Source organism: Rhizobium sp. BK591 (assembly GCF_014195045.1).
GTDB lineage: Bacteria > Pseudomonadota > Alphaproteobacteria > Rhizobiales > Rhizobiaceae > Rhizobium > Rhizobium anhuiense.
Genome location: NZ_JACIAZ010000004.1, coordinates 160,951 through 184,242, shown reverse-complemented (window position 1 = coordinate 184,242; position 23,292 = coordinate 160,951). Strand labels below are relative to the sequence as shown.

20 protein-coding genes and 1 tRNA gene are annotated in these 23,292 nt (G+C 62.2%); 14 read left to right on the top strand and 7 right to left on the bottom strand.

Annotation, left to right across the window (positions count from 1 at the left end; all coding sequences use genetic code 11):
- Nucleotides 1–3: 3 nt before the first annotated feature.
- Nucleotides 4–417, bottom strand: a complete 414-nt coding sequence (locus FHX10_RS18995; RefSeq protein ID WP_063474852.1) for a BA14K family protein — start codon at nucleotides 415–417, stop codon at nucleotides 4–6.
- Between the two features lie 168 nt (nucleotides 418–585).
- Here FHX10_RS18995 and FHX10_RS18990 point away from each other — a divergent pair.
- Nucleotides 586–672 (top strand) — tRNA-Leu (locus FHX10_RS18990).
- A 1,104-nt stretch (nucleotides 673–1,776) separates the two neighbouring features.
- Here FHX10_RS18990 and FHX10_RS18985 read toward each other — a convergent pair.
- Nucleotides 1,777–2,073: a DUF982 domain-containing protein gene (locus FHX10_RS18985; RefSeq protein ID WP_028756405.1), complete on the bottom strand. Its 297-nt coding sequence runs from the start codon at nucleotides 2,071–2,073 to the stop codon at nucleotides 1,777–1,779.
- A gap of 193 nt (nucleotides 2,074–2,266) precedes the next feature.
- On the opposite strand from FHX10_RS18985, the gene FHX10_RS35485 reads away from it, so the two are divergent.
- A complete protein-coding gene (locus tag FHX10_RS35485) occupies nucleotides 2,267–2,398 on the top strand; it encodes a hypothetical protein (protein ID WP_254960412.1) in 132 nt (43 codons plus the stop codon).
- A gap of 36 nt (nucleotides 2,399–2,434) precedes the next feature.
- Here the strand turns inward: FHX10_RS35485 and FHX10_RS18975 are convergent, their stop codons facing one another.
- Nucleotides 2,435–2,764, bottom strand: a complete 330-nt coding sequence (locus tag FHX10_RS18975) for a hypothetical protein (RefSeq protein WP_028757897.1) — start codon at nucleotides 2,762–2,764, stop codon at nucleotides 2,435–2,437.
- A 57-nt stretch (nucleotides 2,765–2,821) separates the two neighbouring features.
- Entirely contained in the window at nucleotides 2,822–4,435 is a 1,614-nt protein-coding gene (locus tag FHX10_RS18970) for a GumC family protein (RefSeq protein WP_028757898.1), read from the bottom strand.
- A gap of 135 nt (nucleotides 4,436–4,570) precedes the next feature.
- Between FHX10_RS18970 and FHX10_RS18965 the strand changes: the two genes are divergently transcribed.
- From FHX10_RS18965 to FHX10_RS18910, 12 genes are all read left to right on the top strand, one after another.
- Complete coding sequence (locus FHX10_RS18965) at nucleotides 4,571–5,620, top strand: glycoside hydrolase family 5 protein (protein WP_063474853.1); 1,050 nt, start codon at nucleotides 4,571–4,573, stop codon at nucleotides 5,618–5,620.
- A gap of 2 nt (nucleotides 5,621–5,622) precedes the next feature.
- A complete protein-coding gene (locus FHX10_RS18960; RefSeq protein ID WP_063474854.1) occupies nucleotides 5,623–6,903 on the top strand; it encodes a hypothetical protein in 1,281 nt (426 codons plus the stop codon).
- A 168-nt stretch (nucleotides 6,904–7,071) separates the two neighbouring features.
- Nucleotides 7,072–8,088 carry an acyltransferase family protein gene (locus tag FHX10_RS18955; RefSeq protein WP_028757900.1) on the top strand — a complete coding sequence of 339 codons (1,017 nt, stop codon included), beginning with the start codon at nucleotides 7,072–7,074 and terminating at the stop codon, nucleotides 8,086–8,088.
- Nucleotides 8,089–8,350: 262 nt separating this feature from the next.
- Nucleotides 8,351–9,235: a formyltetrahydrofolate deformylase gene (gene purU, locus FHX10_RS18950; RefSeq protein WP_183844879.1), complete on the top strand. Its 885-nt coding sequence runs from the start codon at nucleotides 8,351–8,353 to the stop codon at nucleotides 9,233–9,235.
- 117 nt (nucleotides 9,236–9,352) lie between these two features.
- Entirely contained in the window at nucleotides 9,353–12,280 is a 2,928-nt protein-coding gene (locus tag FHX10_RS18945) for an aminotransferase (protein ID WP_063473503.1), read from the top strand.
- Nucleotides 12,281–12,802: 522 nt separating this feature from the next.
- Nucleotides 12,803–12,997, top strand: coding sequence for a hypothetical protein (locus tag FHX10_RS18940; RefSeq protein WP_003544544.1), 195 nt, complete (start codon nucleotides 12,803–12,805; stop codon nucleotides 12,995–12,997).
- Nucleotides 12,998–13,126: 129 nt separating this feature from the next.
- On the top strand, nucleotides 13,127–14,122 hold the full coding sequence (locus FHX10_RS18935; RefSeq protein WP_063473504.1) for a P1 family peptidase: 996 nt from the start codon (nucleotides 13,127–13,129) through the stop codon (nucleotides 14,120–14,122).
- A gap of 54 nt (nucleotides 14,123–14,176) precedes the next feature.
- On the top strand, nucleotides 14,177–15,097 hold the full coding sequence (locus tag FHX10_RS18930; protein WP_063473505.1) for a LysR substrate-binding domain-containing protein: 921 nt from the start codon (nucleotides 14,177–14,179) through the stop codon (nucleotides 15,095–15,097).
- 148 nt (nucleotides 15,098–15,245) lie between these two features.
- Complete coding sequence (locus tag FHX10_RS18925) at nucleotides 15,246–16,772, top strand: ABC transporter substrate-binding protein (protein ID WP_176707317.1); 1,527 nt, start codon at nucleotides 15,246–15,248, stop codon at nucleotides 16,770–16,772.
- A gap of 393 nt (nucleotides 16,773–17,165) precedes the next feature.
- Nucleotides 17,166–18,113, top strand: coding sequence for an ABC transporter permease (locus FHX10_RS18920; RefSeq protein ID WP_047617492.1), 948 nt, complete (start codon nucleotides 17,166–17,168; stop codon nucleotides 18,111–18,113).
- A 2-nt stretch (nucleotides 18,114–18,115) separates the two neighbouring features.
- Complete coding sequence (locus FHX10_RS18915; protein WP_063473506.1) at nucleotides 18,116–18,979, top strand: ABC transporter permease; 864 nt, start codon at nucleotides 18,116–18,118, stop codon at nucleotides 18,977–18,979.
- A 36-nt stretch (nucleotides 18,980–19,015) separates the two neighbouring features.
- Nucleotides 19,016–20,407 (top strand): amidase, encoded by a 1,392-nt coding sequence (locus FHX10_RS18910; protein WP_183844878.1) that lies wholly within the window; start codon nucleotides 19,016–19,018, stop codon nucleotides 20,405–20,407.
- Here the strand turns inward: FHX10_RS18910 and FHX10_RS18905 are convergent, their stop codons facing one another.
- The 3 genes from FHX10_RS18905 to FHX10_RS18895 all read right to left on the bottom strand — a co-directional run bounded on the left by FHX10_RS18905 (nucleotide 20,408) and on the right by FHX10_RS18895 (nucleotide 23,186).
- Nucleotides 20,408–21,265 carry an NlpC/P60 family protein gene (locus FHX10_RS18905; protein WP_063473508.1) on the bottom strand — a complete coding sequence of 286 codons (858 nt, stop codon included), beginning with the start codon at nucleotides 21,263–21,265 and terminating at the stop codon, nucleotides 20,408–20,410.
- 11 nt (nucleotides 21,266–21,276) lie between these two features.
- A complete protein-coding gene (locus FHX10_RS18900) occupies nucleotides 21,277–21,627 on the bottom strand; it encodes a MarR family transcriptional regulator (protein WP_047617485.1) in 351 nt (116 codons plus the stop codon).
- Between the two features lie 167 nt (nucleotides 21,628–21,794).
- A complete protein-coding gene (locus tag FHX10_RS18895) occupies nucleotides 21,795–23,186 on the bottom strand; it encodes a leucyl aminopeptidase family protein (protein WP_063473509.1) in 1,392 nt (463 codons plus the stop codon).
- Nucleotides 23,187–23,292 lie beyond the last annotated feature (106 nt).

The window sequence follows — 23,292 nt, the reverse complement described above, 5'->3', positions numbered from 1 at the left end:
GCCTCAGCGAAAAGGCGAGCGGCAGACCCTGTAGACACCCTCATAGGTGAGGAAGTGATCCGTCCTCGGATTGTAGGAGCGGTATTCGTTGGTGCACCAGGCGATATGCTTGTTCGGATCCTTCGGCTGCACGCGGCGCACCGGCGGCGGATCATAGGTCAGTTGCGGCCGTCCGGCAGCGCCCGGCAGGTAATAGGTCGGCCCCGCGCCCCTCGGCCGGTAATTCGGCTGGACATAGGCCGGACGATGCCATTGCTGCGGCCCGAAACCGAAGCAGCCGCGAAAATCGCAAAGCGTGGAGCCGGTGTTGAGCGGACCGACCCCTGGCTTGCCCAGCTTCAGCGAATCGGCCCCGGCGATGGCGGGTGCGAGAACAGCCAAAAGACCGGCGAGCAGAAGCGTGCGAGAAACGGCCATGATGCAATCCTTTCGGTATTTCCTTTATATAGGGCGCACCAACCGGAGCGCTATGCCTATCCTGCGGCTCTCTCCCGCATGTGATCGGCTGCTTTTTCGCCAACTGTCAGGAAAACTTCAAAAACCCAGTTGACAGTCAGGAGCCGCCCCCTTACATCGCTCTCCGTCGCCCAGATGGCGGAATTGGTAGACGCGCCAGCTTCAGGTGCTGGTACCCGAAAGGGTGTGGAGGTTCGAGTCCTCTTCTGGGCACCATTCCATTCTTGATCGCTACCAAGATCAAGGAGTTAAGCCTTTTCAGATAGGTTGCGCATTTGATGCCTTGTAACAAAGGCGAATCACGATGCGCTTAGGGCTTGGCCGCTAGATAGCTCCCAAGAACGCGCCGAAATCCTCAATTCCAGAATGCATATCCTGCCGCTCTGGAGAGCTGCCCTCCATTGACTCCCTCATCCCCAAATGCGAACATAAAGCGAACAAAATGGAGTCTTGCCGATGATCCGATACGCCGCATCCGCTGACAGCCGCCCTGAGCCTCCACAGGCCCGCGTGGTGTCAGCCGCCAAGCCGGCCCTTGAAATGCGATCCCTCACGCCGATCATTGATGCAGCGGTTACCGCACCTGCGGCCGGTCTGCTACCGCCCAGCCCCGAGTCAGACGAGATCGGCTCCGACACTCGACCGAAAACCCCCAAGCCGCCGCGCCGTGCGGCAACAAAACGCAAGCCTAAGGTCGAAGCGGACGGCACTTCGCTCCAGCTTAGTTTAGATGCCTAGTCCCATGTTGCCGATGCCGGAAGCGCCGGCGCTGGAAACCTCGCGGTTGCGAACTCAAGCCGCGACCCGAGGGCGAACCGCCCTCTTTTGATCTGTCGGAAATCATCAAGCCCGACAGGACATTCGCACCGCGATCATGGGAACTCCCACCATAATCTATAGAGCACTTCGGAATCCCGAAATTGGTTGCCGGATTGAAATTATTGAATATTTTCTCACGGCGAGACCGCTGAAAATGCCACGAATTTCGGAATCCCGAAGCGGGGGAATTTCGGGAATCCGAAGTGGGATTTTTTCTTGGTGCGAGGCGCCAGCCTCTGTCGGCAACCATCGGCCATCGGTATCCAGCACCGTCCTATCGGGATCAGTCGCTTCTGTTCGGATCAACTGCGCCTGCTTGGCGCCCTTCGTAAAGCGGAAGGATGCACCTTCGGCACTCGGGAGACGCTCGAACGGCGGAGAGCGCAGTCTACGAACCAGGGATGCGAGGGCCGTTTCCCTTATCGGGCGATTCGCTGTAGCGGCATCCGGATAGGCATCAGCGCGGCTTCGACCAACGCATGGCGGCGTGGTTCCGGCTTTTCAGGCGGCCATGTGGGGCGTCGTCTTCCCGCTGTCGGGAATAACGGTCAAAACGCCCAGGCCGGCTTCTCTGGCGGCGCTGAGGAGCAATTCCCTCAGCTCGCCCGTCTCGATCTGCCCGGTGATGGCATCGGCGCAGGCCTTTACGGCCACGACGTATTCCTCTCCATCTTCAAACGGCCAGTCCATCATCAGAACTTCGGCTGCGTCCCGGATCGTCCTGACGATCTTGTACTTTTGCCGGCCGCCGAGAAAGAGAACAAGAGGCGCAAAATCCGCCGATGTGTTCCATTGCATGGCATTTTCTCCCTGAGAGTTAGAATATTAGTAACAATGCAAGAAGAATGCCAGTGGAGGCGGAGGCGGTTTTTAGAGGTTTTGCGCGCCAGTCGCCGGGATCATCGGCAGAGGCCGCGCATTCGCGGCCTTTGGCTTCACAACCAGGACATCTAATAAGGAGCTTTCGGCCCTGCCCGGCAGCACCCGCGAGTTGGCCGAGAACGTCAACGCCTGGAGTATTCCGAAGCGGGCGATCAACCCGTCGAGCTATCACGACATGAGCGAGGCCGATATCGAGCGAATGGCGGCGATGCTGATCGATCTTGCGTCGACGCGGATCTGACACAACGGCACGACATTGCCGCCCGAGGAGATCCCCTCAGCGCACTGGCTGATAATGGCCGCGCAGCGGCACCTTGTCGTCCATCGAGATGAAGCCGTCGCGTTCGCAGACATACATCAGCGTTGGCATGCCGCCCGAACGGAAGATCTCATCATAACGGCGGCGGACCTGAACGGTTTCGGTGCGGCAATTATACGATTCTTCCTCCTTCTTCTCCGGCTGCGCCTTGACGCCGGGAAGACCCTTGTAGGGATAGAGGGGTTGAACGCCGGAATCGACGGATTTCGTCCAGTCGACGGCAGAGGCGGATGCCGGGGCGAGGCTCGACACGGCAACGAGCGATATCAGAATCATCAAAAGCCGCACGGAGCTCTCCTGCCGACTATGGGCGCTCTCCAGATGTAGGAAAACCGAAGACCGTCATCAAGCGGCCGAAGCCGGCGACTTCCTGAAATAACTTCTGATGACGGGATGGCCGAAGAGGCCGGCAAGGATGGCAAACCCGGCACCGACGACGAAACCGGCGAGAAAACCGCCGATGATGCCGGCAACCAGCAGGATCATCTTCCCCGGACCATCGGCCTTAACAGGCGGCTCGGCCGGCGAGATGACGCGAATGTTACTCTGGCTGAGGTTCTGCTCCTCGCTCGTCTGGCTGGAGCGTTTCAGAACCGTCTCGTAGATATCGCGCGCCGCAGTCGCCTTGCGCTGCAATTCGTTCAATTCCACCTGCTTGTCCGAGGTACTCGCCTGCAGCGCCTTCTGCACCGCAAGTTCCTTGGCGATGCTGTCTTCGGCGGCCTTTGCCTGCTCGTATTCACCCCGTGCCGAGGTGGCGAGCCGCTGCAATTCGCCCTTGATTTCGCCTGATATGCTCTGGAGCGAGGAGCGGGCCGCCTGCAGGCGCGGATGACGCGTGCCCATCTGGCTTTCGAGGCTGCCGACGGCGGCCGCCTGGGTGGCATATTGCTGACGCAGGCTGACGAGCGGCGAGGTGACGCCGCCTTCCGTCTGGTTGCCGGCGACGATGTCCTCGACGCGGAGATTGGCGACGGCATCGGCGCGCGCTTTCGCCTGGATGGTCTTTTCCTGTGCCGTCACCAGCATCGTGTTCAACGAGACGAGCCGCTGATCGGAAATCAGATTGCCCTCGGTCGCAGCCATGTCGTTGTCGGCGCGGAAGGTTTCGACGGCCTGCTCGGCTTCCAGCACCTTCTGGCGCAGATCGTCGAGGCGTCCGTCGAGCGTCGAGGAGGTGTTTTCGTAAATGCCGTTCGAGGCGTTGTTCTCCTCCTCGGTGAAGGCGGTGACGACCTGGTTGGCAAGCCTTGCGGATTTTTCCGGATCATTCGTCGTGGCGGCAAGCGTGACGACATAGGTGCTGGCCTGGCGGGTGATCACAAGTGCTTTCTGCAGGGCGCCGATCACGGCGGCGCCATCGGTGCGGCCGCCGGTGAATTCCGGATCCTGGTCGAGCTTCATCGTCTCGACGACGCGGCGCAGCACATTGCCCGAGGTCAGGATCTGCACCTGGCTGTCGATCAGAGTCGAGATCATTTCCGGCGAGGGTCCGGAGGATTGCGCGCCGGCATCGGCAAGGCCGATCTGGCGCGGATCGAAATAGAGGCTGCTGACGGCGGTGAATTTCTGAGCGATCCGTGGTGCCACCACAGCGCCGGCAGCCGCGCCGAGCAGCGCCAGACCCAGCACGACCAGCCGCCGGCTCCAGATCGCGGCGATGCTGGAGCGGAGGTCGAGAAGCGGTGCGGCAGGTGCGGAGGCTGCGTTCGACGGCGCGTCGACGACGGGCTCTCTTGCCGGCGGAGGCGGAGGCGCCGGACGCTCATATTGACGGCTTTCCGCCATGCTTGCCGGTGGCACGAAAGGGGGTGGGGTCGGTTCAGGCGCCGGACGGGCGTAATCATCCGGGCGGACGACAGGACTGCGCATGCGTACGCCTTCCGGCGCAGTCTGAGGCGGCTCATAACTGCGCCAGCCAGGGAGCCGGCTTACCCTGTTCCTGTCATACTGGTTCATACGCGCACTCGTGTCCCGCCCAGCGTGAAAGACTGAAGCCGAGGTGCCGAGACTTTAGAAATTCTTAGCTAACGGACCGTTAAAATAATCTGGAGCGACGCCGATGTTGCGATTTTCCGCGATTGCGAGGATGCCATGAGGACGACACGACATCTGACAGCGCTGCTGCTTGCGGCGGCTCTCGTCCCGTCGCCGGCCCTTGCGGCCGGGGCGCCCTGCTACCGCGGCGTCAATCTTTCCGGCGGTGAATATGGCGAGCGCGGCGGTACCTACGGCACCAACTACACCTATCCCAGTGAAGAGACGATCGGCTATTTCGCCGAAAAGGGCATGACGATCATCCGGCTGCCCTTCCGCTGGGAACGGCTGCAGCCCGCACTCGGCGGGCGGCTCGACGAGGACGAGCTCCAGCGGATCAAAGGCACGATCGGCCTGATCCGCAAGCGCGGCATGGCCGTTCTGCTCGACCCGCATAATTTCGGTTATTACGACAAGACCCAGGTCGGCACGGCGCCGGCAACGGATGCCGCCTTCGGTGACTTCTGGGCAAGGCTCGCCGTCGAATTCGCCAATCAGGAGGGCATTGTCTTCGGCCTGATGAACGAACCGCACGACATCAAGGCGACGGACTGGCTGGATGCGGCCAATGCCGCGATCCGCAGTATCCGCGCGGTCGGCGCGCGCAACCTCATCCTGGTGCCCGGCACTGCATGGAGCGGCGCGGCAAGCTGGGAGAAGGACGTGATCGGCGGCGCCAACGGCACTGTGATGCTCGGCGTGCGCGATCCGCTGGATTTCTACGCCTATGAGGTCCACCAGTATCTCGACGCCGATTCCTCCGGAACCCATCCGACCTGCGAAGGTGCCGATGCCGCAGTCGAGGCGATCGCCGGGGTCACCGCCTGGCTGAAGCGGAACCACAAACGCGGCTTTCTCGGCGAATTCGGCGCCTCCGCCGACAAGGACTGCATGAGCGGGCTGACCGAAATCTATGCCACCATGACAGGTAATGGCGACGTCTGGCTCGGCTGGTCCTATTGGGCGGCGGGCGATTGGTGGCCCGCGAACGAGCCGTTCAACGTCCAGCCGCGAAAGGGCCCCGCGCGGCCGCAGATGCGGCTTCTCGCCCAATCGGCAAAAGCCGATGCCGGCACTTGTTCCGCCGTCAAGCCTGTGGGGAATTGACCATGGCGGTCGTCGACCAGAAGGCAGCGCCTTTTACTGCCGCCGGCAACCGGCTCGATGCTGCCGGGGCGGCGTCGCGCACCGATTACCTGGTGCTCTGGCTCGGCCTGCTCTCGGTGCTCTACAACGGCATTCTCGCCTTCATCAACCACAACATCATGCCGCTGTCGTTGACGCATGTCGCTGCCAGCGAAGGCCTGATCATGGCGAGCGCCATCATCTACATCCTGCACAAGGGGATCTACGAAACCGACCTGCCAGCCTTCCTGTTCCTGCTGTTCACGCTCGTGGTGACCATCTATGTCAGCGTCCTCAACCGCATGCTGTTCATCGATCATTTCCGCAACGTGCTGATCATCTTCTGCTTCACCGGGCTCGGCGGCTGGAGCAACGAAAGGACGATGAAGCTCGTCTTTCGCTGGGCAAGCCTCGTCGTCATGATTTTCCTGATTTTCGAGATCGTCAGCGTGCCGTTCTATGTCAGCATCGTCCATCCGTCCGACTATTTCGCCAATACGCGCGGGCTGCTGCCGCTGAGCTACAACACGACAGGCCTTTTCCAGAATGCGCTCGGCTTTCCCGAACGCTTCTCCTTCGGCATCATTGACCATCGTTCCTCCTCGATCTTCCTCGAACAGGTGTCGCTGGCCAATTTCTGCGGGGTGATCGCGGTCTACCTGATTTCGATGTGGGAGAGGCTTGGCCGCTGGGACCGGTTGCTGATGATCAGCACGGCAGTCCTGATCCTGGTGACGAACGACACGCGCACGATGCTGATCTTCTGCTTTGCCTGCATCGTCGGCTATTTCGTCTTTCCGAAGATCCCGAAGAATTTCAATCTGGCGCTGATGCCGCTGATCGTCGCCGCGGGCTTCCTCGTCTACGTGCTGAAACCCAACGCGACCGGCGACAATTTCACCGGCCGCATCAACCTGACGATGAAGAAGATCATGGAACTCGATCCGCTCGCCATCCTCGGACTTTCGGTCGACCGGGTCGCCGAGTTCGCCGATAGCGGTTATGTCTACCTGATCTATGCCGCGACGATCTTCGGCGTCATCGCCCTGTGGCTGTTCGTCTGCCTCTTTCCCGCCGGACGCACGGCGGCGCAGCGGCGCTGCGCCCATTCACTTTCTCTTTTCATTTTTCTGAATATGATGATCGGGGGAACCGCAGTCTTTTCGATGAAGATCGCCGGTCTCCTGTGGTTCGTCGTCGGATATATGCGTTTCCACGACAACCCGCGCATCCGGCAGGGTCGTCCGACAAATGTATTGAGTTGACCGCAGCGGCGCGGCTGAGACCGGCGCCCGCGCGAGCCCTAGAACAGGATGATTTTAGGCCGGATTGGCCTAAAATCTGAATCCTGTTCTAAATCAAAGAAATAGAGCATGATGTCGTCCGAAAACCGCCCACACTTTTCGGCATCATGCTAGGGAGCAAGACGCTCGATGCTTGTCCAGCTTCAATATCTGCGCGCCATCGCGGCGCTGATGGTGGTCTATTTCCATGCGATATTGCAGCTCGCCAAGGTCAATCCGGCCGTCGACGCCACCGCCTTCATCTATGGCGAAACCGGCGTCGATATCTTCTTCGTTTTAAGTGGTTTCGTGATGTGGCTGACGACGAGCGGTCGCGCAATGAGCCCGATCGATTTCGCCCGCCGGCGCATCAGAAGGATCGTGCCGCTCTACTGGCTGGCGACATTGTTTTCGGCCGCGGTGGCGCTGGTGGCCCCGTCATTGCTGAAATCGACGGTGTTCGACCTGCCGCACCTCGTCGCCTCACTGTTCTTCCTGCCATGGAGCAATCCCGCCGATCCCAGCACGATCACTCCAGTCGTCGTTCCGGGCTGGACGCTGAATTACGAGATGTTCTTCTATTTCGTGTTCGCGCTGCTGCTGCCGCTTTCGGAAGTCCGCCGCATCCCGGCGATGTTTGCCGTCTTTACCGTCATTCTGGTGGCCTGCCGGCTGCTGCCGGAATCGACGGTGACCCGGTTCTACGGCGAGCCGATCATCCTGGAATTTCTCGCCGGTGTCGTGCTCGCCTGGCTCTATGGGCAGAAGATGCTTCTGCCGAACCGCTGGGCTTGGGCGGCACTCGCCATGGGCTTTGCGTTTCTCTTCATCAACGAGGCGCTGATGCAGCCGGAAAGCCGGTTCTATGCCTGGGGAATCCCGGCGATCTTCATCATTTACGGCGCCGTCTCCATCGATTTTTCCAGGCTGCCGGTCCTGGGATGGCTGAACTATCTCGGCGACTGCTCCTACAGCATCTATATCACCCACGCCTTCACGCTCGCCTTCTTGAGGGTGGCAGCAGATCGCCTGCCGATCGGCATCCTGCAGCAGCCGGTGCTCTTCGTGATCCTCTCATTGGTGCTCTCGTCGATCGGCGGCGCGATCATCCATGAAATCACCACGCCGCGCCGGAAAGCGGCCGTGGCGAGCCGCCCGCCGGCCTAACGCGCATCGATTCTGTCAGATTCGTTTGCCGCGCTTTAGCGCTGTTTCCGTACCGAAGGCGAGAATACGCATCCAAGCGGCGCTGACGGTACAGTTTTTTGCGCAACTTCTCCTAAGCTTCAGACTTGGCAATGAGAGAACTTGCAGAAGCGTGATGGTTTCTCTTGCAATTTGTCGCAGGAATGAAAGCGCGCCGGCCTATTCGCGGCACAGGCTTTGATCTAAGCACGGCTGCGGCCTTGAAGAAGGAAGAGGGAGAGACATGAGAAACTATGTATTGACGGTATCCTGCAAATCGACGCGCGGCATCGTTGCGGCGATTTCGAGCTATCTGGCGGAGAGGGGCTGCAACATCATCGACAGCTCGCAGTTCGACGATCTCGATACCGGCAAGTTCTTCATGCGCGTCAGCTTCATTTCGGAAGAAGGGCTTTCGGGGGCCGATATCGACGCCGGTTTTACAGCCGTCGCCGCGCCCTTCGAGATGGATTACGAGTTTCACGACAGCGAGAAGCGCATGAAGGTGCTGCTGATGGTGTCGCGCTTCGGCCATTGTCTCAACGACCTGCTCTACCGCTGGAAGATCGGCGCGCTGCCGATCGACATCGTCGGCGTCGTCTCCAACCATTTCGACTACCAGAAGGTCGTGGTCAACCACGACATCCCCTTCCACCATATCCCGGTCACCAAGGCCAACAAGGTGCAGGCCGAGGCCCGGATCATGGAGGTGGCCGAGCAGACCGGCACCGAACTGATCGTGCTCGCCCGCTACATGCAGATCCTGTCGGACGAGATGTGCCAGAAGATGTCCGGCCGGATCATCAACATCCATCATTCCTTCCTGCCGAGCTTCAAGGGCGCCAATCCCTACAAGCAGGCCTATGGCCGCGGCGTCAAGCTGATCGGGGCGACGGCGCATTACGTCACCGCCGATCTCGACGAAGGCCCGATCATCGAGCAGGACACGGCGCGCATCACCCATGCGCAGTCGCCCGACGATTATGTCTCGATCGGCCGCGACGTCGAAAGTCAGGTGCTGGCGCGCGCCATCCACGCCCATATCCATCACCGCACCTTCATCAACGGCAACCGCACCGTGGTCTTCCCGGCAAGCCCCGGAAGCTACGCCTCCGAACGCATGGGTTGAGCGCGGGCAAAGAGCTACATCTCTTCTGCTGGCAAACGACAATCTCCCGTTGCCTGCCAGCAGCAAGTATTTGATTATCGCGTGAGGTAATCGAATCATGCTGCGGGAGGGGGTGTCATGACCGACGAGGTGCTGGTTGACCGCATGGCGCTGCCGCGTCCCGACGTTACCGTTGCGGATGCGGAAGAGATCCTTCTTGCCCATTACAGCCTGTCCGGCACGCTGACCGAACTCGGCAGCCAGCAGGATCGGAATTACCGCGTCGATAGCGATCGCGGTCGCTACGTCCTGAAGATCTGCCATGCTGCCTACGAGACCCGCGAGCTCGAAGCGCAGAACGCGGCGATCCATCATCTCAAAAGCAGGCAAGATGCGCCGCGCGTTCCGAACGTGATCTCCACGAATGACGGGCGGGAGATCGTCGTCCTGACCGTGCGCGGGCAGGGCTACCAGGTGCGGCTGCTCGAATACCTGGAAGGCCAGGGGCTGACGGAGCTGACCTATCTGGCGCCGGCTTCGGTCGCAGCACTTGGTGCGCTCTGCGCGAGGCTGGCCCAGGCGCTTGCCGATTTCAACCATCCCGGTCTCGACCGCAGCCTGCAATGGGATCTCCGGCGCGCCGGACCGGTCGCGGTGCAGCTGCTGTCTGCGATCACCGACAGTGCGGCGCGCGACCGGATCGCCAAGACCATGGTGATGGCCATTCGTCGCATCCAGCCGTTGGCGCCATCGCTCCGGCTGCAGGCCGTGCATCACGACGTCACCGGCGACAATGTCGTCGGTCACCGCAATACCCGTGGTCACATAGTCCCTGACGGGGTGATCGATTTCGGCGACATCATCCGCGGCTGGCTGGTCGGCGACCTCGCCGTCACCTGCGCTTCGCTGCTGCATCAGACGGATGGCGACCCTTTTCATGTCCTGCCCGCCGTCACCGCCTATCAGGCGATCTATCCGCTGACCGAGGAGGAGCTGAAGGCGCTCTGGCCATTAGTCGTCGCACGCGCCGTCATTCTCGTCGCCAGCGGCGAGCAGCAGATTTCGGTCGATCCCGATAATGACTATGTCCGCGGCAATCTCGCGCACGAGTGGGCGATCTTCGATGCGGCGATGTCCGTTCCCTTCGAACTCATGGAAGCGGCAATCCTCAAAGCGGCCGGCCTCGACGTCGCCGCCCCGGAAGCATCGGGATGGCTGCCGTTGCTGCCCGACATCGATCCCGCCGAGATCGCCTATGTCGATCTTGGAGTGCGCAGCCCGCATTTTTCCGCCGGCAACTGGTTGAATGCCGACATGGACTGGCGGCTGCTTGCCCGCGCCGCGACCGAAAACGGCACGGCGGCAACGCGCTACGGCGAATATCGGCTTTCCCGCGCGAGCCTGGGAAATGCGAAGGAACAAGCGACCTGCGCGCTGCATATCGATATCTGCCTTGCTGCAGGCAGCGCGGTTGCGGCCCCCTTTGCCGGCCGGATCGGCTGGAAGGACCAGCATCTGACGCTCGCCGGCGACAGCATCACCTTGCATCTCGATGGGCTTGACCTCTCGGTCGAGGATGGCGCCGAGGTTGCCGGCGGTGATCCGCTCGGCACGGTTTTCGGAGAGGCTTCGTCGCTCGGCGGGCTGCGTGTCCAGTTTTGCAGTGTCGCCGGTCTCGAACCGCCGCTCTTTGCCACACCGCGCGAGGCGGCGGCTTGGTCGGTGCTCTGCCCTTCGCCGTCACTCCTTCTCAGCCCCGGAGCGGATGCGCCGAAACCTGATACTGCAGGACTGCGCGCCAGGCGGCAGGCGCATCTCGCAAGGCCGCAGAAGAATTATTACGCGGCACCGCCGCAGATCGAGCGCGGCTGGCGGGAACACCTGTTCGATGTCGAGGGCCGCGCCTATCTCGACATGGTCAACAACGTCACCATTCTCGGCCATGGCCATCCCAAGTTCGCGGCGGCGATCAGCGCGCAATGGCTGCGGCTCAACACCAATTCCCGCTTTCACTATGCCGCGATCACGGAATTTTCCGAACGCCTCGCCGCCCTTTCGCCGGATGGACTCGACGCGGTCTTCCTGGTCAACAGCGGTTCGGAGGCAAACGATCTGGCGCTTCGGCTGGCGCAAGCCCATAGCGGCGCGCGCAATATGCTGTGCCTGCTCGAAGCCTATCATGGCTGGTCGGCAGCGAGCGATGCCGTCTCCACCTCGATCGCCGACAACCCGCAGGCTCTCACCACTCGGCCGGACTGGGTGCATGCCGTGGTGTCGCCGAATATCTATCGCGGCGCATTCCGCGGTGCCGATACGGCAGCGCACTATCTCAGCGCCGTAACCCCGGTGCTGGAGGCGATCGACGCCAGCGGCGACGGGCTTGCGGGCTTCATCTGCGAATCGGTCTACGGCAATGCCGGCGGTATTCCGCTGCCGGACGGTTATCTCAGGGACATCTATGCGCAGGTACGCGCCCGCGGCGGCGTCTGCATCGCCGACGAGGTGCAGGTCGGTTATTCCAGGCTGGGGCATTATTTCTGGGGCTTCGAGCAGCAAGGGGTCGTGCCCGACATCATCACCATCGCCAAGGGCATGGGCAACGGCCATCCGCTCGGCGCCGTCATTACCACGCGGGAGATCGCCCAATCGCTGGAGAAAGAAGGCGCGTTCTTTTCCTCCACCGGCGGCAGCCCCGTCAGCTGCGTCGCCGGCATGACGGTGCTCGACATCATGGCCGAGGAAAAACTGCAGGAAAACGCCAGGACGGTCGGCGATCATCTGAAGGCGCGGCTCGCCGCGCTGATCGACCGCCATCCGATCGCGGGCGCCGTGCACGGCATGGGGCTCTATCTCGGCCTCGAATTCGTCCGCGACAGAACGACGCTGGAGCCGGCGATGGAAGAGACCGCTGCCATCTGCGACCGGCTTCTCGAACTCGGCGTCATCATGCAGCCGACCGGCGATCACCAGAATGTGCTGAAGATCAAACCGCCGCTCTGCCTCGCCATCGAAAGCGCGGATTTCTTCGCCGACATGCTGGAGAAGGTGCTCGCCGAAGGCTGGTGACACAGCGCTTCCGGCGTTAACCAAATCGGTCATTTCGAGGCGTTTCGATTTTTAATGAAATGGGCCATTGCCTGATACGGCAAGGCTTCCTATGTCTGCCGCGGTGATCGATCAAACTCTGATTCTGTCATGCGAATTTTACGAAGAGCTGATATGTTTCTTTCTGTAAGTTCGGGTTACGACGGAATGAATTTATTCGGATCGTCGATATTTTGACACGTTTCGGAATATGTTTCTGACAGGCTATCGGGTAATCTCTACCAAGTTAGTGGATTATTGAAGACAGCCATCACCGGCCCCGGGCTCTTCCGGGACCACTCAAGTGCAACGCCAACGCAAGGAACGAGACATGATAGACATCGATATTCTCGCCGATCTGCCTGGGCGATTTGTGCTTGGCAATGACCGTCCGGGCGCCCTCTCCCGCCCGAGCTGTCGAATGTGACGTTCGTCCTCCTTTCAACGGTACCAGACAAGTCAATTCGCCATGGCTGCGCATGTCGCGCGGCAGGAGTTCTATCTATGAAGAAGCAAGTTATCGAATATGCAGGCGTTCCCGTCGGGATCGTCATTCCCGATGAAGACCGGCTGAAGTTCATCGCCGTGAAATTTCATGTCCACGACCTCGACGAGCAGCGTTTCGGCTCGCCCGACGAGGTGCGGCTGGCCATTCATGACCTGATGACCCGCCGTCATCCGAAGCCGCTTCATGCCTGAGGGCATGAGGCCACGATTGACATTCACGGCTTTTCCCGATGTCCGACCGGTCCCGCCAAATGGGGCCGGTCTTGTTTTTTGAGGGCAATTGCAGTCCTATCGGCGGCCTTTCTGCATAAGGATCCGCCCTTGCCCGATCTTCTCAACCTCATCACCGACATCGAAGGCGTTTCCGTCGGCCACGCGACCGACCTTGCGCTCGGTTCCGGCGTCACCGTCATCGTCTTCGACGAACCGGCCGTCGCCTCCGGTACCGTGCTCGGCGGGGCGCCTGGCGGGCGCGACACCGGCCTGCTCGATCCGTCGATGACCGTCAATGCCGTAGATGCCTTCGTGCTCTCCGGCGGCTCGGCTTTCGGGCTGGATGCGGCCGGCGGCGTGCAGGCGGGCCTGCGCGAACTCGGCCGCGGATTTGCCGTCGGGTCGGTGCGCATACCGATCGTGCCGCAGGCAATCCTGATGGATCTGCTGAACGGCGGCGACAAGGATTGGGGGCTCCACTCGCCCTATCGCGACATGGGCTATGCGGCATTGAAGGCAGCGGCCAAAGGCGCCTTCGCGCTCGGCACGACAGGGGCCGGCACGGGGGCGACGACCGCCACCTTCAAAGGTGGGCTCGGCTCGGCCAGCGCCGTCAGCAGCGCCGGACACCGCGTTGCAGCTGTTGTCGCGGTCAACGCGCTCGGCTCGGCAACGATCGGCGACGGTCCACATTTCTGGGCCGCACCTTTCGAAAAGGACGGCGAATTCGGCGGGCTCGGCATGCCTGCGGTGGCCGACCACCGGATGCGGCTCAAGGGCATGAACACGACCGCGACGACGATCGGCGTTGTCGTGACCGACGCGCAGCTGACCAAGGCCGAGGCGCATCGGCTTTCGCTTGCCGGCCATGACGGTTTTGCCCGGGCACTGCTGCCGGCGCACCTGCCGCTCGACGGCGACACCGTCTTTGCCGCATCGACGGCCAGGCATCGAAGAGACGACATGGCGAGCCTGATGGAGCTTTGCCATCTCGCCACTATCGTCATGGCGCGGGCGATCGCCCGTGGCGTCTACGCGGCGACCGCACTGCCGGTCGAAGGCGCGCAAAAGGCTTGGTGCGACCGCTATCCGAATGGTCATTGATCGAATAGGGTCCGAACCGGCAGACCGAATATGCCGAATGGCGGAGAGACGTGAATGCAGATCCGGGCGCTGATGTATTTCGACGAGCTGGTCAGGACCAATTCCATGCGCCAGGCGGCCGAGAACCTCAATGTCGCGCCGACGGCGATCAGCCGGCAGATCGAGAACCTCGAATATCACTTCGGCGCGCCGCTCGTCGAGCGCAGCGCCCGCGGTGTCAAGCTGACGGCCGCCGGCGAGCTGCTTGCCGCCCGCGCCGGCCGGACGCTGCGCGAACTCGATCACGTGCAGCAGCTGATCGAAGACCTGAAGGGCCTGCAGCGCGGCCGTGTCAGCATCTATGCCAATGGCGCCACCGTCGCCAATCTGCTGGCGCCGGCGCTTGCCGAATTCAGCCTGAAATATCCGAAGCTGCGTTTTACCGTGACGATCACCAGTGCGCGGCAGGCCGTCGATGCCGTCAACAGCGCCGAGGCGGATATTGCGGTGACGCTGTTTGCACCTCCCATGTCCGGCACCAAGGTGCGGCTGCGCTCCGAGATCGCCTATGATCTCATCGTCACGCCGCAGCATCCGGCCGCCGCGCATACCGAGATCGCGGTGCGGGAGCTCGCCGATCATGCGCTGGCGCTGCCCGACCAATCCTTCGGTTTCCGCCAGGCTTTCGACGCGCTGTTCGAGAAGGAGGGGTTGAGCCTCGATCCCGTCTTCGTCACCAGCTCGCTCGAAATGCTGAAGGAACTCGTGCTCAGCGGGGCTGCGGCGACGCTGCTGCCGGCGCTCACCGTCCGTCGCGAGATCGAAGCGGGTCAGCTTCTCGCCATTCCGCTTGCCGGCAAAACCGGCATCCGCACCCATGTCGATCTCTGTGTCGCGCCGGACCGGCAGCTGTCCTTTGCCGCGACGAAACTGCTCGACTTCATCGAAAGGTTCATGCGGGAGCGCACGAACCGCCGAGGCGAGACGAAAGACTGACGCTCCAAGCTTGCATTGCCCGCGAATTTCAGGTGTAGCTTTTTCGGCTACACTGAGCACACAAAATCGTCATTGTGTGTGCACTGGCATAATGCCACTTTATTCGCAAAAGGCCTTCGCCACCGAGCATGGCCAGACAGGGGACATGATGATCAAGCTTTCGTTTGCGCCTTCGCGTTTCATCAGGCGGCTTTCCCTCGGTGCTGCGCTTTCGGCAGGCCTCGTGATGACGGCGACGGCGCCGGCGGAAGCGGCGAAGACCGCCCTCAATCTCGGCATGAGCGTCGAGCCGACCGGCCTCGATCCGACGATCGCCGCACCCGTCGCGATCGGTCAGGTAACCTGGCAGAACGTATTCGAGGGGCTGGTGACGATCGACCAAGCCGGCAAGGTCCAGCCGCAGCTGGCGAAAAGCTGGGAGATTTCTGCCGATGGCCTGACCTATACGTTCAAGCTGCAGACCGGCGTCAAATTCCATGACGGCGAGGCCTTCGATGCCGCGAGCGCCAAGTTTTCGCTCGACCGCGCCCGCGGCGCGGATTCGGTCAATCCGCAAAAGCGCTTCTTCGCTTCGATCGCCTCGATCGATACGCCCGATGCCGAAACGCTGGTGCTGCATCTCTCGGCGCCGACCGGCAGCCTGATCTACTGGCTCGGCTGGCCGGCCTCGGTAATGGTCGCCCCGAAGACGGCGGCCGACGACAAGACGACGCCGATCGGCACCGGTCCCTTCAAATTCGCAAGCTGGGCGAAGGGCGACAAGGTCGAACTCGCCAGGAATACCGATTACTGGAACAAGGATGCGGCCGCCAAGCTCGACAAGGTGACCTTCCGCTTCATCGCCGATCCGCAGGCGCAGGCGGCTGCGCTGAAATCCGGCGATCTCGACGCATTTCCGGAATTTGCCGCGCCCGAGCTGATGAGCTCCTTCGACGGCGATGCGAGGCTCGTTACCAGGATCGGCAATACTGAGCTGAAGGTCGTTGCCGGCATGAACAATGCCAAGAAGCCGTTCGACGACAAACGCGTGCGCCAGGCGCTGATGATGGCGATCGACCGCAAGACGGTGATCGACGGCGCATGGTCCGGCCTCGGCACGCCGATCGGCAGCCACTACACGCCGAACGATCCGGGCTATCAGGACATGACCAATGTGCTGCCCTATGACGTCGCGAAAGCGAAGGCGCTGCTCGCCGAAGCCGGCTATCCCAACGGTTTCACCTTCACGATCAAATCCCCGCAGATGGCCTATGCGCCGCGCAGCGCCCAGGTGATGCAGGCGATGTTTGCCGAGATCGGCGTGACGATGAATATCGAACCGACGGAATTTCCGGCGAAATGGGTCCAGGACATCATGAAGGACCGCAACTTCGACATGACGATCGTCGCCCATGCCGAACCGCTCGACATCGACATCTATGCCCGCGATCCCTATTATTTCAATTATAAGAACCCTGCCTTCAACGCGCTGATGAAGAAGGTGCAGGAGACGACCGATCCCGCCGCGCAGAATGCGATCTACGGCGAGGCGCAGAAGATCCTCGCCGAGGACGTGCCGGCGCTCTATCTCTTCGTCATGCCGAAACTCGGCGTCTGGGACAAAAAGCTGAAAGGGCTGTGGGAGAACGAGCCGATCCCCTCCAACGTACTCTCGGGCGTGTCCTGGGACGAGTGAGAGCGGTAGGTTAGGGGCGGGATGTGATGAGGTGAAGGCCTTGGAGAGATCCGACATACATTTGGTCGATATGGCGCGCAGCTCTCTCCCTCCCTCGCCAAGTGAGGTCAATCTGGGCCGGGATTGTCTGGTTTCGCTGGTGGATGGCATTTCTGACACGGGGATCTGCGCCCTGATTGGCTCCTCCCGCCAACTCCAAACTCCGTCTTGCTCGGGCTTGACCCGAGCATCCACACCACATCCATCAACAGCAGTGGCATGGATCCCAGGCTCAAGGCCTGGGATGACGAGTGGAGTTGGCGTTCTCGCCAAACTCGCCGCCGGCGCGTCGGGGGCTCCGCGTGAGGGCGGAGGGGGCGTGCCGCGTTCGATTGCCGCGGTGCTCGATCCGATATGATCACCCTCCTCGCCCGCCGCTTCGCCGGTCTCCTCGTCACGCTCGTCGTCGTCTCGCTGCTGATCTTCGCAGTCATGGACCTTCTGCCCGGCGATCCCGCCTCGATTATGCTTGGCACCTCGGCAACGCCTGAAACGCTTGCGGCACTGCGCCACGATCTCGGGCTCGACCAACCGCTGCTGCTGCGTTACGGGCAGTGGCTGACCGGCGTGATCTCCGGCAATCTCGGCAATTCCCTCACCTATGGCGTGCCGGTCGCGGGTTTGATTCTCGAGCGGCTAACGGTGACGCTGCCGCTGGCGCTGATGGCGATCGCGCTTTCGGTGGCGATTGCCTTGCCGCTCGGCGTGCTGGCCGCTTCGCGCCGCGGCGGTCTCTTCGATATCATCGCAACATTGTTTTCGCAGATCAGCATCGCCGTGCCCGCCTTCTGGGTGGCGCTGCTCCTGATCATCCTGTTTTCGACGATGCTCGGGCTGATGCCGGCCGGCGGCTTCCCCGGCTGGAGCGCCGGTATCCTACAGGCATTGCAGGCGCTCGTTATGCCCGCCGTCGCGCTGGCGATGCCACAGGCGGGCGTGCTGACGCGGGTGGCGCGCTCAGCTGTGCTCGACACCATGCATGAGGATTTTGCCCGCACCGCCGTGGCGAAAGGGCTCTCTCGTCGTGCGGTGCTGTGGCGTCATATCGTGCCGAACGCGCTGATCCCGATCCTCACCATGATCGGGCTGCAATTCACCTTTCTCGTTGCCGGCGCGGTGCTGGTGGAAAACGTCTTCAACCTGCCCGGCCTCGGTCGGCTCGCCCTGCAGGCGCTTTCCCAGCGCGACATCATCGTCATGCAGGATGTCGTGCTGTTCTTCGCAGGCCTCGTCATCGTGATGAACTTCGTCGTCGATCTCTCCTATCTGGCGATTGATCCCAGGATGAGAAAGGCGGCCTGACGATGGCACCGATCGTATCCACCGCCATCACCAGCGGCGGCCGGACCTTTAGACTTAGCCGGCGAATGAACCTGATTTCAGGGGCTGTCATCATCGGCCTGCTGGTTGCCGTGGCGCTGTTGTCGCTTGTGTGGACGCCGCTGCCGCCGGCGAAAATGCAGATCATCCACAAACTGCAGCCGCCGCTTGCCTTCGGCCTGCTCGGCACCGACCAGTTCGGCCGCGACGTGCTGTCGATGCTGATGGCAGGCTGCTGGAATTCACTGTCGATCGCCATTACCGCGGTTATGATCGGCGGGACGCTGGGTTCGATCGCCGGCGTTTCGGCGGCGGCGATCCGCGGTCCGTTCGAAGCGCTGCTGATGCGGATCTGCGACGTCATCTTTGCCCTGCCGCCGATCCTGTCGGCCATGGTGCTCGGCGCCTTTCTCGGGCCGGGACGGTTCACCGCAATCACCGCGATCGCCGTCTTCATGATCCCGGTCTTTGCCCGGGTGACGCTTGCGACCTCGCTACAGGCCTGGAGCCGCGACTATGTGACGGCGGCGCGCGCGATCGGCAATACGCGCCTGACCATTTCGCTGCGCCATGTGCTGCCGAATATCATGAGCCAGATCATCGTCCATGGCGCCATCCAGCTGGGGCTGGCGATCCTGACCGAAGCGGGTCTCAGCTTCCTCGGTCTCGGCATGGCGCCGCCGGCGCCGACCTGGGGCCGTATGCTTGCCGATGCACAAACCTATCTGGCGCTCGCCCCCTGGCTGGCGATCCTGCCCGGTCTTGCCATCGCGCTCACCGTCTTCGGCTTCAACATGCTCGGCGACGGTTTGCGTGATTTGCTCGACCCGCGCGAGGCGAGCCGCTGATGTCCTCCCAAGACGAAAAGCCCGAAAGACCATGCCATGACCGAAACCGACCTTACCATCCGCGAACTCAGGCAGCGCTTCGCCGATAAGAGCCTCTCTCCCCTCGATTATTGGCTCGCCCTGGAAGACCATATCGCCGCTTGGGAGCCTTCGATTTCGGCACTCTACCTCTACGATCCGGAATCGGCGCGCGCGCAGGCGAAAGCTTCGACCGAGCGCTGGTCGAAGGGCGAAATGCTTGGCGCCCTCGACGGCATCCCGGTGACGCTGAAAGAGTTGATCGCCACCAAGGGCCAACCGGTGCCGCTCGGCACGAAGGCGATGGAACTGATACCGGCTGACGCCGATGCGCCGGCCGCCGCCCGGCTGCGGGAAGATGGCGCAGTGATCTTCGCCAAGACCACCTGCCCGGATTACGGCATGCTGTCCTCCGGGCTTTCGAGCTTTCATCCTCTCAGCCGCAATCCCTGGGACACTACACAGAATCCCGGCGGATCGAGCGCCGGGGCCGCAGCGGCCGCAGCGGCCGGCTACGGGCCGCTGCATATCGGCACCGATATCGGCGGCTCAGTGCGCCTTCCCGCCGGCTGGACCGGCATCTTCGGCTTCAAGCCGAGCCATGGGCGCATTCCGGCCGATCCCTATTATGTCGGGCGCTGCGTCGGGCCGATGGCGCGCACGGTCGAGGATGCGGCCTTTTCGATGGCAACGCTGTCGCGGCCGGACTGGCGCGACGGCACCAGCCTGCCGCCGAACGATTTCAACTGGATGGATCTTGACATCGACATGTCGGGCATGACGATCGGGTTGATGCTCGATGCCGGCTGCGGGCTTGCGGTGGAGGACGAGATCAGGGTCTCGGTCGAAGCGGCGGCGAGATGCTTCGAGAAGGCCGGCGCGACCATTGTATCAGTCCAGCCGGTGCTGACACGCGCGATGCTGGATGGGCTCGACAATTTCTGGCGGTCCCGGCTTTGGGGCGATATCGCCGATCTCGACGAAGAACGCCGCGACAGCATCCTGCCCTATATCAGGGATTGGGCGAAGGGCGGCGCCGACATCCGCGGCGTCGATGCGGTCAAGGGGTTCAACCAGACGATCGAAATGCGCAAGAGCTGCGGACGGCTGTTCACCGAGATCGACGCCCTGCTTTCGCCGACCAATCCGATCATCTCCTATCCGGCCGAATGGGCATCGCCGACCAATGATCCGGCCCTGCCCTTCGAGCATATCGCTTTCACGGTGCCGTGGAACATGTCGGAGCAGCCGGCCGCCTCGATCAATTGCGGTTTCTCTCGCTCGGGCATGCCGATCGGCCTGCAGATCGTCGGGCCGCGCTTCGACGACATGCTGGTGCTGAGACTATCGAAAGCCTTCGAGGACTGGACGGGCGGCGTGAGATCCTGGCCGCAGCCGCCGGATATCTGATCAGCTGATCGGCCGGCGATAACCGGTCGGCTGTTCGTAGAGCCAGCCGATGCGTTCGACGGCAGCCTCGAAATTCTCGCGCGCCACCGTCATGCTATGGCCGTTGGCGTGGAGGATGGTTTCCGGATCCTCGAAGAGGGCGACATGGCCCTTCCAGAATACCAGGTCGCCGCGGCGGATGTCGGAGCGGTCGATCGGCTCGCCGAGGCCCGCCGCCTGCATGTCGGTATCGCGCGGTGCGGCTCTGCCTGTCATCAGCATCGCCAGCTGGACGAGACCGGAGCAATCGATGCCGAGGCCGGACCGTCCGCCCCAGAGATAGGGCGTTTCCAGGAAACGGGCTGCGATGCCGACATAATCGGCGCCGTCGAGCGCGCCGATCGGCTGGACATGCTTGGCGAAGATCGCCGTCCCGTCCTCGAGCACGACATAGCGATTGCCGCGCGCTTCCGCCTCGCCGGCGACGTGAACGCGGCTTCCCATCGACAGGATGGCCTGGTGGGGCTTGCGCAGTTCCGGTTCCGGATAGAGGAAGCTGCGCTGCACGGTGACGATATGGGTCGGCGCCGGCCTGCCTTCCACGAGCGCGTCTGCCTCGATATAACCGACATAGCCGTCCGAGGCGGCTTTCACCCAGCACCAGCCGTCGGCGCGATCGAAAACCGTCACCTCTTCGCCGAGGAGCAGCTCGGTATCGATGCCGCGCGCAAGATCCGGTGCGGGCCGCAACGCTGCCACCGGAACGGCGACGCGCGCCGCCGCACCTTCCACGAAGCGCAAAGCCTCTACCTTGCCTTCAAGCCCCGCTTCCGCGAGATCCGGCCTGTAGGCATGCAGGCGGCGGTCGAGCATCGTCATTGGCATTCCTTTCAGAGCGGCAGCCGGCGGCCCTGATCCCGCACGAGATCGCCGAGCTTTTCCAGATAAAGCGCGCCGCCGACGGTGCGCTTGATGATCACGTTGCGCCGGTCGGCATCGTCGCGCACGCGATCGACCAGACCCATCTCGCCCATCGTATCCAAGGCGCGGGTGATGACCGGCTTGGTGACCTCAAGCGTGGCGGCAAGCCCGCGCACCGTGTGCGGCGGCGGCACCAGATAAATATGCAGCAGGATCGCCATTTGGCGCAACGTCAAATCGCGGTCGTCGTGGCGGACCTGATCGAGCGCCACGCCATGCCAGAGCCCCAGCGCCTGCGAGGCGGTCAGTTCGATCGGCACGGCCCCTCCGGAAGATCGTTACGCTAACGTTCCATTTTCCGGCAGTTGCCATACACATGCAAGGGCGGCCGGGAACTGCCGCATGGCAAGGTGAATAAAATTTTAATGATCGGCGGCGAGGCGCAGCGCGTGAACACGCGACGCCTCAGCGCCTTTTGCGCATGGCCTCAGCGCAGGCTCTGACGAATATGGTGAAAGAGTGCGCGGATCGCCTGTGCCTCGCCACCGCCCGGCGAATGCGGCCGTTCGGACTGGGCCCAGCCGTAAATGTCGAAATGCGCCCAGCTCTTCGTCTTGCTGACGAAACGCTTGAGGAAAAGGGCCGCGGTAATTGCCCCCGCCATGCCACCGGCCGGGGCATTGGTGAGGTCGGCGAACTTGGCGCGGATATCCTTTTCGTAGCCGGAATAGAGCGGCAGTCGCCAGATCGGATCATCGGTTTCCAGGCTCGCTTCGGTCAGGTCATGCGCCAGATTGGCGTCATCGGTGAAGAACGGCGGGAGATCCGGACCCAACGCAACGCGGGCTGCACCTGTCAGCGTCGCCATGTCGATCAGCAGCTCGGGCTCTTCCTCATCGGCATAGGCCAGCGCATCGGCAAGGATCAGACGGCCTTCGGCGTCGGTATTGTCGATCTGGACGGTCAGACCCTTGCGGCTCCGGTAGATGTCGCCGGGGCGGAAGGCATTGGACGAGATGGCATTTTCGACCACGGGCACGATGACGCGCAGGTCGACCTTCAGCTTGGCGTCCATGATCATCAGGGCAAGCCCCATCACATTCGCCGCGCCGCCCATATCCTTCTTCATCAAGAGCATGGAGGCCGCAGGCTTGATGTCGAGACCGCCGGTATCGAAGCAGACGCCTTTGCCGACCAGCGTCACCTTGCGATGACCCTTCTTGCCCCAGCGCAGCTCGAGAAGGCGCGGCGCGTCGGCACTGGCGCGGCCGACGGTATGGACCAGCGGAAAGTTCTGCGTGAGCAGGTCGTCGCCCGATATTACCGATACCTCCGCCTTGTAATGTGCGGCCAGGCCACGGAAAACGGCCTCGAGCTGGTTCGGCCCCATGTCGTTCGTCGGCGTATTGATGAGGTCGCGGGCGAGAAAGACGCCGGCAAGCTGGCGCTTGATGTCGGCGCCATCGGCATCGCGGGGGATCATCAGCGTCGCCGCTGGTGATTTTTCGGATTTGTAACGATCGAAACGGTAGCTGCCGAGCCCGAAGCCGAGAGCGAGGCGATTGGCCGTCAGCGGCGCGGTTTCGATGTGCCAGTCGCCGGCCGGCAGCGTGCGGGCGAGCCTGCCGGTGATGTAAGGCTGCTCGGAGGGATTGGTGCCGAGACCGTAAAGCGCGCCGCCGAGATGGCCTTCGGCCGTCGGGATCAACAGCAGCGACCCGCTTTCGGCCTTATAGCCCGCCCTGCGCGCCCAATCGAGCGCGATCGGATCGATCGTGCCGGTTTCGATATGGGCAGGCGTGACGGCAAAGATCGGCAGCGTCGAACCGCCCTTCGTGTTGAATGGGGTCGGTCTTTCGATGAACTGATAGGGGGCCATGATTGTCCTTCGGCGGTCGTAAGGAATCGTTCCTTAACGGTCTGTTAGGGTTAACAGACTATTGCTGGAGCGAAGATTGCGTCAAACCTTTCCCTGTTCCGCTTCG